The sequence below is a fragment of the Phycisphaerales bacterium genome, assembly GCA_016699835.1.
Taxonomy (GTDB): Bacteria; Planctomycetota; Phycisphaerae; order Phycisphaerales; family UBA1924.
Genome location: CP064987.1, coordinates 1,179,941 through 1,194,349, shown reverse-complemented (window position 1 = coordinate 1,194,349; position 14,409 = coordinate 1,179,941). Strand labels below are relative to the sequence as shown.

Sequence of the window (14,409 nt, the reverse complement as noted above, 5' to 3'; positions counted from 1 at the left end):
ATCACGCCGGCTGGTGCGAGTTGCGAGGCGTGGGGCGGAGCCAGCGCGGGAGTTCGGCGTGGATCGGCTCGTGGAGCGAGCGTCCGAACTTTCGCGTCATCGTCGCCGCCACCAGGCCCATGAACATCGGCTGCGGGCGGACCGGGCGACTGGTCAGTTCGGGATGGAACTGAGCCCCGATGAAGAAGGGGTGCGTGACGCGAGGCGTCGAGGCCGCTCGATCAGCCTCGGGCTCGGACTTGAGTTCGAGGACCTGCATGATCGGCCGCGAGGGATGCCGACCCGAGAAGACCAGCCCGGCGTTCTCGAATCGCTCGACATAGTCGGGCTCGACCTCGTAGCGATGGCGGAACCGCTCGCGGATGCTCGACTTCCCACCAAAGAGGAAGTGGGCGAGCGTGCCGGGTGTGATCGTGACGTCTTGCGCGCCCAGGCGCATGGTCCCGCCGAGGCCCTCGATCTTCTTCTGCTCGGGGAGTTCGCTGATGACCTTGTGCGGCGAGTCGGGGTTGAACTCGGTCGAAGAGGCGCCCGACAGTCCGAGGACGTTCCGCGCGAACTCGATCACCGCGACCTGGAATCCAAGACAAATTCCCAGATAGGGCAGACCCGTCTCGCGGCAGTGGCGCACGCACGCGATCTTCCCCTCGACGCCCCGGCTGCCGAAACCGCCGGGCACGATGACGGCATCGAGCCCCGCCAGCGCGTGCCCCGCGGAGGCGTCGTCAATCTGCGTCGTCTCGATCCAGCGGATGTCGATGTCCACGCCCAGGTGGGCCCCGCAGTGCTCGAGGGCCTTGTCGATCGAGGCGTAGGCGTCGCGGAGGTGGGCGTACTTCCCCGTCAGGCCGACGGTCACGGTCCTGCTCTTGGGCGTCGTGAGTTGCTTGACGAAACTCGTCCAGCCCAACCGGGCGCGATCCTCGGTGCCCAGGTCCACCTTGTCGTGGAGGTTGAGGAGCGAGAGGACCTCGCGATCCATCCCTTCCTGGCGGAGTTCCTCGGGGATCGTGTAGATGCTCTCGCGGTCGTGCATCGAGAAGACACGACGCATCGGCACGTTGCTGAACATCGCGATCTTCTGCATCACCTTCGTCGACACCGGATTCGTCGCCCGGCAGGCGATGAGGTGGGGCTGGATCCCCGCCTCCATCAATCGCTTGATGCCCAGTTGGGCCGCCTTGGATTTCTGCTCGCCCAAGGCCGGCGGCTCGATGACGTACGTCAACGCCACAAAGCAGACCGAGCCGGGGCCTTCCTCGAAGGCGAGTTCGCGGAGCGCCTCGATGTACACGCCGTTCTCATAGTCCCCGACGGTCCCGCCGACCTCGATGAAGACGACCTCCGCGGGCCTCGTGCCGTCGCCGCGGACGGCCAGTTCGCGGAGTTTGCGTTTCACCTCGCCCGTGACGTGCGGGATCCACTGCACGTCGCGCCCGAGATACTGCCCCTGGCGTTCGCGATGGATGATGTCCGCGAAGATCTGGCCCGATGTCGTGAAGTTCCAGCGGGAAAGGTTCTGATCGAGGAGGCGCTCGTACGTCCCCAGGTCCATGTCGCACTCGGTGCCGTCGTCGAGGACGAAGACCTCGCCGTGGCGGTAGGGGTTGAGCGTTCCCGAATCGAGGTTGAGGTACCCCTCCATCTTGATGGGCGCGACGCAAAGTCCTTTGTCTTTCAGCATCTTGGCGACGCTGGAGGCGAAGATCCCCTTGCCCAGGCCCGACATGACCGTGCCCAGCACGACGACATATTTATGGAAGCCACGTTGATAGCCCTTGGGGATCGGGCTGTAGTACTCCGACTCCTCCGTCGATTCCGCGAGGGCCGCGAGCCCGGTGAATGCGCCCCTCGGCGGAGGCGACGACTTCCCCGCGTCACGATTCGGCGCAGGGGACGACGATCCCGAGGCGTGGCCCGGGGCGGAACTCGGCGGCTGGGGGGGCATGGGAGAGTGTATCGGCCCGCCCCGAAAGGTCCAATCAATCACCGTTCGATTCACGCGCGACGGACTCCCAAACACGGCGTGAGACCCCCGTGACACGTCCGCGACCAATCACTCCATAGAGTTGCCGTTCCGTGGGCGTCACGCAGACGATTCGGTCGACATATCCCAAGCGAGGCTCACTATGACCCGGCGTTCCATCGTCCTGATCGCCCTGACCATCCTGTCTTCCTTTGCCGCGATCGCCCAAGGCCAGCCCACGCCCGACCCGGCGACCCCCAGCCGTCGCAACCCCGTGGACCTCCGCATCGACGAGACCACCGGCCGCGAGAACAACCGCTATCCACCCCATCGCCTCTTCGACTTCCAGCACATGACGCTGGACCTCGACATCCCCGACATGGGCAAGGCCTTCCTCACCGCGACCGAGACGCTCGTCTTCACGCCCATCGCCCAGGCCCGCGAGTCGATCACGCTGGACTGCAAGGGTCCCAACGTCCGCACCGCCCGCCTCGGCACCCCAGCGCCCGATTCCCGCTCGGCTCTCGGCGAGACCCAAGCCTGCATCTTCACCCAGACCGGCGGCTCGGTCACGATCCAGTTCCCCGCGCCCGTGCCGGCGGGAGAGGCCGTCGCCCTGGTGCTCGAGTACGAACTCGATTACTCGCCCGACGCCCCCGGCGTGCGCTCGGGCGAGGGGCTGACCTACTCCCCGCCGCGCAAGGCCGCCAAGGAGGGCGCCACCGACTCCTTCCCCCAGATCCACAGCCAGGGCGAGGCCCAACTCAACTCGCGATGGTTTCCGTGCCACGACTTCCCCAACGACCGCCTCTCGACCGAGATGCGTGTCACCGTCGAGGATGGATACGAGGTGCTGTCGAATGGCACGCTGCTCTCGAAGGACGCCTCAACACCTGATGTCAACGCCCCCCCTGGCAAGCCGCGCGTCACCTGGCACTGGCTCCAGTCCCGGCCCCACGCCAACTACCTCGTCGCGCTCTTTATCGCCAGGTGCAGCGTCATCGACGTCGGCGGGCCGGATTCCGCCCGCCCAGGCCTCTCCATGCCCGTCTATTGCCCCTATGGCAGCGAGGACGAGGTCCGCGAGATCTACGGACGCACGCCCGAGATGGTCGCGTTCTATGAGGAGGTCTTCGCCGAGCCGTTCCCCTGGGCGAAGTATGGGCAGGCGCTCGTCCGCGACTTCGCCGCCGGGGGCATGGAGAACACCTCCGCGACTTTCAACACCATCCGTACGGCCTCGGGCTCGCGCGAGCGCTGGGAAGATGTCATCTGCCACGAGCTCGCCCACCAGTGGTTCGGCGACCTCATCACCTGCGCCTCGTGGGAGCACATCTGGCTCAACGAAGGATTCGCGTCGTACGCCGAGTGCCTCTGGGAGGAGCACCTGGGAATGCAGGAGGGCGGCAAGGAGGCGGCCCGGGCGAGGTACCTGAAGTCCGTCGCCGGATTTGCCCGAAGCCAGCGCCGGGGCAACCGCGGCTATGCCCCGATGTACCCGCCGATGGTCTCCAAGCGCTACAACGACCCCGACCGCGTCTTTATGAAACTCGACGATCCCTACGCCAAGGGCGCGAGCGTCCTCCACATGCTCCGCGAGCGTTTGGGCGACGACCTCTTCTTCACGGGCGTTCGCCTCTATGTCCAGCGCTTCAAGGACAAAGTCGTCGAGACCGACGATCTCCGCAAGGTCTTCGAGGAAGTCAGCGGCCAGAGCCTCGAGCGATTCTTCGACCAGTGGTGCCGCCGCCCGGGCATGCCCGCCCTCGCGATCGACTTCGCCTGGAACACGCAGACGAATGAACTCACCGTGGGCGTCGAGCAGACGCAGACCATCAACGCCGACAACCCTGCGTTCGCGATCGAACTCCCCATCCGCGTCACGCTCGACGACGATCGCGTCGAGTGGCTCACGATCCCGACGGACGAGCGGCAGGTCGAGATCACGAGGCACTTCGAGACGCGCGTCGTCGGCGCCGTCGTCGATCCGTCGATGAGTGTCCTCGCGCGGACCGACGTTCGCCACCCGCTCCCCGAGTTCGAGCCGATCGGGGCTGGGGGTGTGGGGGGTGTGGGGAGCACTGATGCGTCGAAGGCCAAGGCCAAAGACTCGCCGGACGAGGACATGAAGGACGACGACGCCGACTCGAAGCAAGAGCCGGTTCCTTCGTCAACCCACGGCGACGAGTAAGTCCGCCCGGTACGAGGCTCTCCGGGCCGTTATCTCCGATCTCCTAGCTCATCTCTCGTGGCCTTCGTTCGGCATCGTTCCTTTGTGCCGGGGGTTCTCGATCGCTCCGCGTGCGCCGGCTCGGCCACTACGCGCGCCGCGCCCGGGGCGACGCGCGACGTGTGGGCGTCGGCACGCGCTTCCCGACGAGCAACGCGCGAAAAGTGCCGAAACACGCGCGTTTCTTGCCGATCGGCGCGCGCGGGGCGGGAGCCAACGCGCGCTTTCTCCGAGAAAGCGCGCGTTGCACACGATTCGGCGCGTGCGATCCAAGGGAAAACACCGGGGAATGAGGCATCTCCCCTGGACGAAGGCCGGTCTTGTCGACTGAATGCGACTATTGGGTGGGGTGGGGTGGGGTGGGGTGGGTGAGGGGGGAGGCGTCTGTTCGTGCCGTGTCTTTCGTGTCGAAGTGCCGACGACGATTCGGCGTCATCGCAGCCTTGCATCAGTCGGCCCGGAGCGGTCGACGGATGGCAGACAAGACAGAATCGGACCCACTCCCACGACCTGATGCCCAGTGCCTAGTGCCCGTTGCCTCTCCGTCAGATCCCGCGGTTGCCCCTGGCCAGGTTCAACTGGGTCTGGGCGTAGGACAGGTCGCGGGCGCGGCGGTCGGTGGCGGGGGCGGTCTCGAGTTGCTTGACGTTCTTCTCGACGTCGGCGACGACGACGTGCTCGGCGGCGACGGCACGCTCGGCGAGGATCGTCAACTGGTTGTCCACGATGCGGACGAAGCCGCCATCGAGGGCGTAACTGCGCCGGCCGCCCTTGCCCTTGCTGGAGTCGGCGAAATCGAGGCGGAGTTCGCCCGTGCCCAGGCGGGCGAGGAGGGGCGCGTGCCCGCCCTGCACGCCGAAGAGCCCGTCCCACGCGGGGATCGAGGCATAGGTCACCTGCTCATCGAGAAGCGAGGCGGTGGGCGTGACGAGGCGGCAGCGGATGGAGGGGGAAAGGGCCACAGAAGACTCCCGAAAAGGCGTGGGGGCGATGATATGCGCGGGGCGGGGCAAACGGGCAAATGGACAATCGGCCAGGTCCGGCGGTTCGACACCCATTGCCCATTGCCTATTCCCCATTGCCCCCTTCCTAGCCTTCACGATGGGTGACGGCGGGCGGCGATCGACGACCTTGGTGTGGCGATGGGGCGTGGCGATGGTCGCCGTGCTTGTCGTGGTGGCGGCGGCGCGGGTCTGGGGGTTGGCGGGGGCTGGGTGGGGGGGTGGGGAAGGTAGCAGCGGCGCGGTTGTGCTGGAGTTGCGGGCCAATCGAGTGGCGGTGGGCGCGCTGGTCGGGGCGGCCCTCGCGGTGTCGGGGGTGATGCTGCAGGCGCTCATGCGCAATCCGCTGGCGGCCCCAGACCTGTTGGGATTGTCATCGGGGGCGGGGCTGGGCGTTGCTGGCGCTGTGTACGGCGCGTGGGCTGGCGGGGTAGGGGGCAGTGGCGGCGTCGCGTTTGGGGCCGCGGGGGCGGCGGTGGTCGGAGCACTGGGCTCGCTGGCCGTGGTGTATCTGCTTGGCCAGCGGCGCGGGTTGCTCGAGCCGGTGACGCTGATTCTGGTGGGCGTGGTGGTCGGGCTGCTGTGCGCGGCGGGAACAGAGGTGATCCGCAACCTGATGCCCGACGGCGGCGTCGAGATCACGCGGCTGCTGGCGGGATCGATCCGCGATGTGCGCGTCACGGATGCGACTCCGATGGCCTGTGCCGTGGTCGTGGCGATCGGCGTGGGTGTTGGTGTGTGGCTGGGGCCGGCGATGGACGCCGCGAGTCTGAGTGAGGACGAGGCACGGAGCGTCGGCGTGGCGATGGGGCGGCTGCGGGCGATGCTGTTCATCGCCTCGGGCGTGCTCGCGGCGAGCGCGGTGGTGCTGGCGGGGTCGGTGGGGTTTGTGGGATTGATCGCGCCGCACGTCGTGCGACGACTCGTGGGCCCGTCGCATCGAGTGCTGGTGCTGCTGAGCGCAGTGGCGGGGGCGGCGCTGGTGATCGGGGCGGATCTGGCGGTGGCGGCGTTGCGGGAGGCAATGCCGGAGTTCGGGCGATTGCCGATCAGCGTGCTGACGTCGCTTGTGGGAGGCCCGGTGATCATCGCGATCCTGCGCGGGAGGGGGAAGGGCGGACGCCGAGATGGCTGGTAGTGGCCGTGGGGGGGGGTCGGAGGAACTCGGCGAATCGAGTATCCTGTGGACATGTCGAACACGGATGGAACGAGCGGGACGCGGGTGAGCGGGGCGCTGAAGCCCTTTGGGACCTCGGTCTTTGCCGAGATGACGGCCCTGGCGACGAAGCACCAGGCGGCGAATCTGGCACAGGGGTTCCCGGATTTCGACGGGCCGGAGTTCGTGAAGCAGGCAGCGACTGCGGCGATCGGCGCGGGACACAACCAGTACGCGCGGATGATGGGCGTGCCGGCGCTCAACGAGGCGATCGCGCGGTCGTGGCGTGAGCGCGGGTTCGATACATTGGGTGAGATCGAGGCGGACTCGTGGGTGACGGTGACGACGGGGTGCACACAGGCGATCGCGTCGACGATGCTGGGCCTGCTGGACCCTGGCGATGAGGTGATCCTCTTTGAGCCGTTCTATGACTCGTATCGCCCGTGCCTGGCGATGGCGCGGGCGGTGCCCAGAGTGGTGAATTTGCGACCGCCGAAGGCGTGGGGCGTGGGCGCACGCGAGGGTTTCTGGTTCGATGAGGACGAACTCCGGCGCGCGATCGGGCCCAAGACGCGGGCGATCCTGATCAACACGCCGCACAATCCGACGGGGAAGGTCTTCACGCAGATCGAGTTGGAATCCATCGCTCGTCTCTGCGTGGAGCACGACCTGCTGGCGTTCACGGATGAGGTCTACGAGCACCTGATCTATGACGAGGGTGCCGAGCACGTGCCGATCGCGATATTGGACGGCATGCGCGAGCGGACGGTGACGATGTCGAGCCTGGGAAAGTCCTTCAGTCTGACGGGGTGGAAGATCGGCTGGGTCGTGGCGACGCCGAGGTTGACAGCGGGCGTGCGCGCGGCCCACCAGTTCCTGACGTATGGTGCGGCGACGCCCCTGCAGTACGCGGCGGCGGTGGCGCTCACGAACGGGAAGGACTCGATCCGCGCGCTCGTGTCGCTGCTCAAGGGCAATCGAGATCTGCTCGCTGGCGCACTGGAAAGGCAGGGCTTCAAGGTCTGCGTGCCCGCGGCGTCGTACTTCATCATGGCGGACCACTCGGCGTTTGGGTTCGAGGATGACTGGGACTTCTGCCGGACACTGACGCGCGAGGTGGGCGTGGCGGCGATCCCGCCGAGCGCGTTTTATCAAGATGGGCGTGACGCACGGCACCTGGTTCGATTCGCGTTCTGCAAGAAACCCAAGACGATGGAGGCGGCGATCGAGCGGCTGGCGCGGCTCACGCCGAGGGCGAAGTCGGGCGCGAGGACATGATGAGCGCGTGGCAGGAAGAACTTCGGGCAGTGTCGGATCGCGTGGTGCGCGAGGTGCTTGAGGCTGTGGAGCCGGGATGGTTGGTGGAACGCTCGATGAGAGCGAGAGCCGAGGAGTTTGTGGGGGGAACGTGGAAGGTCGTCGCGTTCGGGAAAGCGTCGGTGGCCATGGTGAGGGGTGCGGCAAAGGTGCTGGGCCCGAGGTTGTTGAACGGAGTTGTGGTAGCAGGCGATGGTTCATTCGACGCGGATGTCGATGAAGTAGACACAGGCGGGACGCCTGGGCCACGAGATTGGAGAGGATCGCTTCCTTCGACATTCGAAGTGCTGTTCGCGGATCACCCGAGGCCGACGGCACGGAACGTGGACGCGGCGCGTCGTGTGGAGTCGTTCGTGCGAGAAGTCTCGGCGGATGAGGGGCTTCTCGTGCTCGTATCCGGCGGCGGCTCGGCCCATCTGACGTTACCGATGGAAGGCGTGTCGCTCGACGAGATCGCGGAAACGTCGTCACGGTTGATGCGTGTCGGGGCGACGATCCGAGAGATCAATTCAGTGCGTAAGCACGTCGAGCGACTCAAGGGTGGGCGGCTGGCAGGGATGTGCAACGCCGCAGCGATCGAGGTGATCGTGCTCTCCGACGTGATCGGCGATCCGCTCGACACGATCGCCTCGGGGCCGTGCGCACCGGACCCGACGACTTTCGCGGAGGCGCTTGGCGTCCTCACGCGATATCGCCTGCGTGACGTCCCGATGTGTGCGGGTGTCGTGCGAATGCTCGAACGCGGCACGCGGGGCGAGGTTGTAGAGACACCCAAGCCCGGCGATCCGCGATACTCCCGCGTGCGACACACGATCGTGGGGAACAACACCACGGCACTCGACGCGGCGAGGAAGGCCGTGGAAGCGAGCGGGTTCTCGGTCATGGACGTTCGTGGCGGCATCGAGGGCGACGCGGCAACAGTCGCGCAGCGATGGGTGCGTGAGACGCTACAAGCGAAGGCTTCGGCGAGTGGTCGCCACGCGTGGATTCTGGGTGGTGAGACGACCGTTGATGTCGAACAGTCAACTGGCCGTGGCGGGCCGAGTCAGGAGTTCGCGTTGGCCGCGTCGATGGAGATCGCAGGGCATGAGGGCGTCGGCGTGTTGGTATTTTCCACCGACGGCGTGGACGGGCCGACGGCAAACGCGGGGGCGGTGATTGATGGCGGCACCGAAGATATTGCATCAGCGAGCGGAGTCGATGCGGCACGCGGACTTGTGAATCACGATTCGGCAAGGGTGCTCGAGGCTGCCGGTTGCGTGGTTCGGACAGGGCCGACAGGGACAAATGTGAACCACGTGGCGGTGCTGTTTCGCGCGGATCGACGCGGATAAGAGCGTGCGCGTTCAATCGTCGTCGAGCATGCGTACCGGCGGCGTGTCGAGGTCGTCCATCTGCCCGTCGCGCGTCGCCCAGATGAACGCCACAACCGCGGCACCGGCGAAGAGCAACGCGAGCGGCACGATGACATAGAGGATCGTCATGGGCCGACCCTCCGTGTGGCCCGTTGCCCTGAACGAGCCGGCGGCGGCGCGTCGAACGTCCGAGACATCGTCGCCAGAGCGAGGACGCTGAGCGAACTCACGGGCATGAGAATCGCGGCGAAGAGCGGCGTGACCACGCCCAGCAGGACGGCCGACGCGGCGATCACGTTGTAGCCGAGCGACACGACCAGGTTCCGCTTGATGACGCGCATCGTTCGGCGTGCCGCGGTGAGGACATCAGCGATCTGGGCGATGCCGGGCGTGGCGAGCGAGACATCCGCCGCCGCGAGCGAGGCCTCGACGCCGTGGACGCCGCTCGCGTCGCTGCAGGTACGGACCGCGATGCCCACATCGGCGGCGGCGAGGGCGGCGGCATCGTTCACGCCATCGCCGACCATCACGACGGTGCCGTGCTCGCGGTGCGTCTCGACGAGTCGCACCTTGTCCTCGGGCTCCATGTGCCCGTGGGCGTCGGCGATGTCGAGCGTGCTCGCAACGCGGGCGACGACCGCGGGGTGATCGCCCGACGCGATGAAGAGACTCGCCCCCGTGCGACGGAGCAACCGGCTCGTCGCCAGCGCTTCGTCACGCACGGAATCGCCGAGCGCGACGGCGGCACTGACATTTCCATCGATCGCGATGAGGATCGGTGTGTGACCCGAGTTCGTCCACGATGCGAGCGAATCGGCGAAGGATGTGGCACTCTCTGATCGCTCGGCGACAAAGTCGGGGCGGCCGACAAGGACGCGCGAGCCGTCCACTTGCCCCTCGATGCCCCGTCCCGGCTCGGCATGCACCTCGGTTGGCTCGTGCGGAGAGGAGTGCTCATAGGCCGCGAGCGCGCGGGCGATGGGGTGATTGGAGTGGCGCTCGAGTGCGGCGGCGAGGGCGAGGGCGCGGATGTCGCCGACGTGCGCGACGATGGACATCCGGCCTTGGGTGAGCGTGCCGGTCTTGTCGAGGATGATTGTTTTCGGGTTGGCGAGGCGCTGCAGCGCGTCGCCGCCCTTGATGAGGACACCGGACCGGGCGGCCTTGCCCATCGCCATGCTCAAAGACAGCGGCGTCGCGAGGCCGAGCGCGCACGGGCATGTCACCACGAGCATGGCCACGGCCTGCGAGATCGCTTTGGAGGCGCCGGCATGGGCCCAGACGCCTGCGGCGATGATCGCGAGGACGATCGTCGCGATGACGAAGATCGCGCTGATGCGGTCGGCGAGTTGCACGATCGGTGCGCGACGCGTCGCTGCGTCTTCCATGAGTCGCGTGATCGCGCCCAGGCGCGTCGCTGGCCCGGAGGCGATGACCGTCGCACGGATGGTGGACGAGAGATTGGTTGTTCCGGCGAGTATGGTGCCGCCGGGCATCGCCTCGATGGGCGTCGATTCGCCGGTGAGGAGCGATCGATCGAAGTGGGATGCGCCGGCAGTGATGGTCGCGTCCGCGGGCACGGCCTCACCGGAGTGGATCTCGATCAGCATGCCGACGGCAAGGGATTCGGTGGCGACCTCCCGCGTCGTGCCATCCTCGACGACACGGGCCCAGGTGGGCGTGAGCGCGAAGAGCGCGGCGACGGCGTCGTGGGCGCGTCGCTGCTGGCGCGATTGGATATAGCGTCCCACGAGCAGCGCGAAGACGAGCATCGCGAGCGAGTCGTAGTAGACATCTCCGGATCGCGTGACCGTCGAGTACAGGCTCCACGTCCAGCCCACGGCGAGCGCGATGGCGATAGGAACATCGATGTGGGGAGTGCGGGCGCGGATCGCGGCGATCGCACTCCGGAAGAAGACGCGCCCGGGCCAGGCGACGCTGATCGTGGTGACGATGAGGCTCAGGATGCTAAACAGCAGGGCGTGTCCCGCTTCGATGCCCTCGAGCACTCCCGCGTAGAGGCAGATCGCGTAGAGCATCACGTTGCCGGCGCATGCGCCGGCGACGCCGAGACGAATGAGTTGGGCGCGATCGTCGCGGAGGTGTCGCGTCTGCGAGGCGGCGTCACGGATCGGCGCGGGTGTGTAGCCGATGGAGTCGAGCGTGCGCGCGATCGTGGAGAGCGCGATAGCGCCCGGGTTCCACGCGAGTCGAACGCGTGACCGGCGCATGTCGAGGCGGGCGCTGAGGACGCCGGGCGCGAGTCGGGGCAGGCGTTCGACGAGCCACACGCACGCCGCGCAGTGCACGCCGCTCAGCACGAGTTCGATCGAGGACAAGCCTTCGGGCGTGGTGGCGACCGAGGCCTTGAGAAACTCCGGATCATCGAACTCGGCGAAGGAGCGGCCTTTGGTCAGGACGGGATTGGCCGCGTTCTGCAGCAGTTCGTAGTACCGCTCCAGGCCGCAGGTATGGATGATCTCGTGGGCGGTCTGGCATCCGGCGCAGCAGAACGATGGCGTGTTGAGATCGGCACGGAAGGCACCGGGGACGGGCAGGCCGCAGTGGGCGCAGGCGACAGTGCTCTTCGTGGAGATCGGCGTGGCCGCACGATCCGATTGGCGCTCGACCCGTGCGAAACTAGTGGCCGGCGCGCGCGACATGGGCGTCTCCGTGGCAGACCGGTGCGGCATCGGGCGAGGGAGATCCTGCAAGAGGGGCGGCCCGCCACACGATCACGGCGGCGCCCATCAAGACGACCACGACCGCCGACGCGACCGGGAGCGCCCGCCGGGCGCGCGACGAGAGTTTCGACGCGACCAGGCCCAGCGACCCCATTACGGGAAGCGTCCCGAGCCAGAAGAAGAGCATGAGCATCGCCGATTGGAGCGATGATCCCGTGGCGGCGGCGGAGGTGAGGAAGGCGTAGAGCCAGCCGCAGGGGATGAGTCCCGAGCATGCGCCGATGAGCAGCGGGCGAGCGGCGGGGGCGAGTCGTGGCGAGCCGGCGCGAGCATGGAGCCGCGCAATGAGCGATCGCATCGGACGCGGCACGCCGAAGTACGGCGCGAGCGTCTGCGCACCCCACCGCGTGGAACGCAGCAGTGCGAGCACGCCCCACGCCATGAGGATCGACCCGGAGAGGATCGCGGCCGCTTTCGAAAGCCCGCGTGCATCGCCCAGCACGTTCACCGCGCCGCCCACGGCACCGCCGACGATGCCAAGCAGGAGATACGAGAGCCCGCGCCCTGCGTTGTAGAGGATTGTGGCTCGACGGGTGTCGCGCGCGTTGCATGGCGTGGGGCTGCCCCCAACGGTGAGGGGCACGGTCGCGCCGATCATGATCGGCCCGCACATTCCCGCGCAGTGCAGGCTGCCGCCGAGTCCGCCGACAAGGGCCGCCAACGCAAGGGCAATCATCGCGGCGCCTCCGTCGTGATGGTCCCTGTCGCGGCGATGCCATATGCGCGGAGGACAAAGCGATCTGGCTTCACTCCCGTGGGAACGTCATAGATTCCGGGCTCGGACTCGGCCGCGAATGCGAAGGTGTCGTCGGCGGACTCGAGCCACAGCATGGCCGATCGGATCGAGGTGCCGTCGGCGTCCACGAGGCGGATGCGAGATGCTCCAGCGTCGGACTCCAGCACTGCGTGCCAGCGCAGCGTCGAGGCGGGCCTGGCGTACGCGGCGATCTCCCTTGGATCGGTCGTGGATTGCGCATGCACGACCGGATCGGGGTGGCGTGCGGCGGCCACGATGGTCCACGTCGCGATCCCCGCGTTCGCGAGAACAAAGACGACCACAAAGGCGATGAACAGGATCTTGCTCATGGCGAAGGTGCAACAGGCGCGGACTGCGGCGTGCTCGGCGACGTGGAACTCGAGGGTGGCTCTCTCTTGACCGATCCATTCTTCGCCGGCCCGATCATCGAGACCGACAACGCGTGCTCGAACTTCTCCTCGCCCGTCACGAGAACCTCGGCGGCGAGGCGGCTGGAATGGAAGCCCTCGGGGGGCGCCACGAGCATCACCGGGACGGACTTGGTCTCGTCGACCTCCAACGCGATCGGGCCCGAGACGCCCATGATCCCCGTGATGCCCTTGTGCGGCGTGAGCGTGACGCTCGTCGCGTGGTCGAGGCGGTTGACGAGTTTGATCGAGAAGTTGTTGCCGATCTCGCCCGAATCCAACTCGGTGAAGGGAATGCCACGTGCACGCAAGATGGTCGCGTCGACGGGGTCACGATGCGTGAGCAGCACGCCGAGCGTGGTGAGGAGGATGGTCAGGATCGTGGGATAGACGATGACGCGCGGGCGGAAGCGCTTGCGGACCTCGCCCTCGTTGCGGGCGGTACTGCTGTAGCGGATAAGTCCCGGGTCGCGCCCGAGTTTGGTCATGACCGCGTCGCACGCGTCCATGCACTGGGTGCAGTGGATGCACTCCATCTGCAAGCCGTTGCGGATGTCGATGCCCGTCGGACACGTCGCGACGCACAGGCCGCAGTCCACGCAATCACCCTGGACGACGGGGAGCGAGACATCGCTGGAGGACGCGGGCTTCCTAGCCTTGCCCCGCGGCTCGCCACGCCGGTTGTTGTAACTCACGATGAGCGAGTTGCGATCGAGCAGGACCGACTGGAACCGCCCGTACGGGCACGCCACCAGGCACGTCTGCTCGCGGAAGAACCCAAAGTCAAAGAGCATCAGCCCGGTGACGACGGCCATCACGAGGAACGAACTCGAGTGCTCGAATGGCGATCGCGTGACCCAGACGCGGAGTTGATCGACGCCGACAAAGTACGCGAGGAACGTGTGCGCGAGGTAGCACGAGATCACGAAGAACGTGATGTACTTCAGCACGCGTCCCACGGGCGTGGTCTGGAGGAAGCCCTTCTTCGCTCGTCCCGGCGTGCCATCGAAGAACCGCTCGATGGGGCGGAAGAGGAACTCCATGTACACGGTCTGTGGGCAAGCCCAGCCGCACCACACACGCCCGAACAACGCCGTGAGCAGGAAGATCGTGACGAAGACGCTCAGGACAAGGAGCGCGAGAAAGAGCGTGTCGGTGGGGAGGAAAGTTGTCCCGAAGATGTGGAACTTTCGATGGGCGACATCGAGCAGGATGATGGGGTGTCCGCCCAGTTTGATGTACGGGATGAGTGTGAAGATCGCGATCAGGATGTAGGCGACGGCCCGTCGGCGATTCCAGAACTTCCCCGGGCTGGGCCTGGGCTTCAGCCATCGCCGCGAGCCGTCGTCACGAAGCGTGGAAAGGACCGAGATCGAATCGGGTGGGAGCGTCCCCTCGGGCCTGGCGGACGGGGCGTGCTCGTGATTCGTCTGCGAAGGTGCGACCATGTCAACTCACACTCGGAAATACACACAA

Annotated in this window: 11 protein-coding genes; 4 read left to right on the top strand and 7 right to left on the bottom strand. The window is 66.9% G+C overall.

Features of this window, described 5'->3' with window-relative positions:
- Position 1 precedes the first annotated feature (1 nt).
- Positions 2–1,948, bottom strand: a complete 1,947-nt coding sequence (locus IPK69_04975; GenBank protein QQS09977.1) for a CTP synthase — start codon at positions 1,946–1,948, stop codon at positions 2–4.
- Between the two features lie 181 nt (positions 1,949–2,129).
- On the opposite strand from IPK69_04975, the gene IPK69_04970 reads away from it, so the two are divergent.
- On the top strand, positions 2,130–4,157 hold the full coding sequence (locus IPK69_04970) for a M1 family metallopeptidase (protein QQS09976.1): 2,028 nt from the start codon (positions 2,130–2,132) through the stop codon (positions 4,155–4,157).
- Positions 4,158–4,741: 584 nt separating this feature from the next.
- Here the strand turns inward: IPK69_04970 and IPK69_04965 are convergent.
- Positions 4,742–5,158: a F0F1 ATP synthase subunit epsilon gene (locus IPK69_04965; protein ID QQS09975.1), complete on the bottom strand. Its 417-nt coding sequence runs from the start codon at positions 5,156–5,158 to the stop codon at positions 4,742–4,744.
- A 139-nt stretch (positions 5,159–5,297) separates the two neighbouring features.
- Here IPK69_04965 and IPK69_04960 point away from each other — a divergent pair, with 139 nt between their 5' ends.
- From IPK69_04960 to IPK69_04950, 3 genes are read left to right on the top strand one after another with little or no spacing between them, the layout of a single operon-like run.
- A complete protein-coding gene (locus IPK69_04960; GenBank protein ID QQS09974.1) occupies positions 5,298–6,335 on the top strand; it encodes an iron ABC transporter permease in 1,038 nt (345 codons plus the stop codon).
- 51 nt (positions 6,336–6,386) lie between these two features.
- Positions 6,387–7,631: an aminotransferase class I/II-fold pyridoxal phosphate-dependent enzyme gene (locus IPK69_04955; protein ID QQS09973.1), complete on the top strand. Its 1,245-nt coding sequence runs from the start codon at positions 6,387–6,389 to the stop codon at positions 7,629–7,631.
- Positions 7,628–9,004: a DUF4147 domain-containing protein gene (locus tag IPK69_04950; GenBank protein ID QQS09972.1), complete on the top strand. Its 1,377-nt coding sequence runs from the start codon at positions 7,628–7,630 to the stop codon at positions 9,002–9,004. Before IPK69_04955 ends, IPK69_04950 begins: the two co-directional genes overlap by 4 nt.
- Before the next feature lie 12 nt (positions 9,005–9,016).
- Here IPK69_04950 and ccoS read toward each other — a convergent pair whose 3' ends face one another.
- Genes ccoS through ccoG form a run of 5 tightly spaced genes read right to left on the bottom strand, consistent with a single transcriptional unit; the run spans position 9,017 to position 14,381 of the window.
- Entirely contained in the window at positions 9,017–9,154 is a 138-nt protein-coding gene (gene ccoS / locus IPK69_04945; GenBank protein ID QQS09971.1) for a cbb3-type cytochrome oxidase assembly protein CcoS, read from the bottom strand.
- Positions 9,151–11,688: a heavy metal translocating P-type ATPase gene (locus tag IPK69_04940; protein QQS09970.1), complete on the bottom strand. Its 2,538-nt coding sequence runs from the start codon at positions 11,686–11,688 to the stop codon at positions 9,151–9,153. Before IPK69_04940 ends, ccoS begins: the two co-directional genes overlap by 4 nt.
- Positions 11,666–12,445, bottom strand: coding sequence for a sulfite exporter TauE/SafE family protein (locus tag IPK69_04935; GenBank protein ID QQS09969.1), 780 nt, complete (start codon positions 12,443–12,445; stop codon positions 11,666–11,668). Before IPK69_04935 ends, IPK69_04940 begins: the two co-directional genes overlap by 23 nt.
- On the bottom strand, positions 12,442–12,855 hold the full coding sequence (locus IPK69_04930; protein QQS09968.1) for a hypothetical protein: 414 nt from the start codon (positions 12,853–12,855) through the stop codon (positions 12,442–12,444). The genes IPK69_04935 and IPK69_04930 overlap by 4 nt, the downstream gene beginning before the upstream one ends.
- Entirely contained in the window at positions 12,852–14,381 is a 1,530-nt protein-coding gene (gene ccoG / locus IPK69_04925; protein ID QQS09967.1) for a cytochrome c oxidase accessory protein CcoG, read from the bottom strand. The genes IPK69_04930 and ccoG overlap by 4 nt, the downstream gene beginning before the upstream one ends.
- Positions 14,382–14,409: the final 28 nt, after the last annotated feature.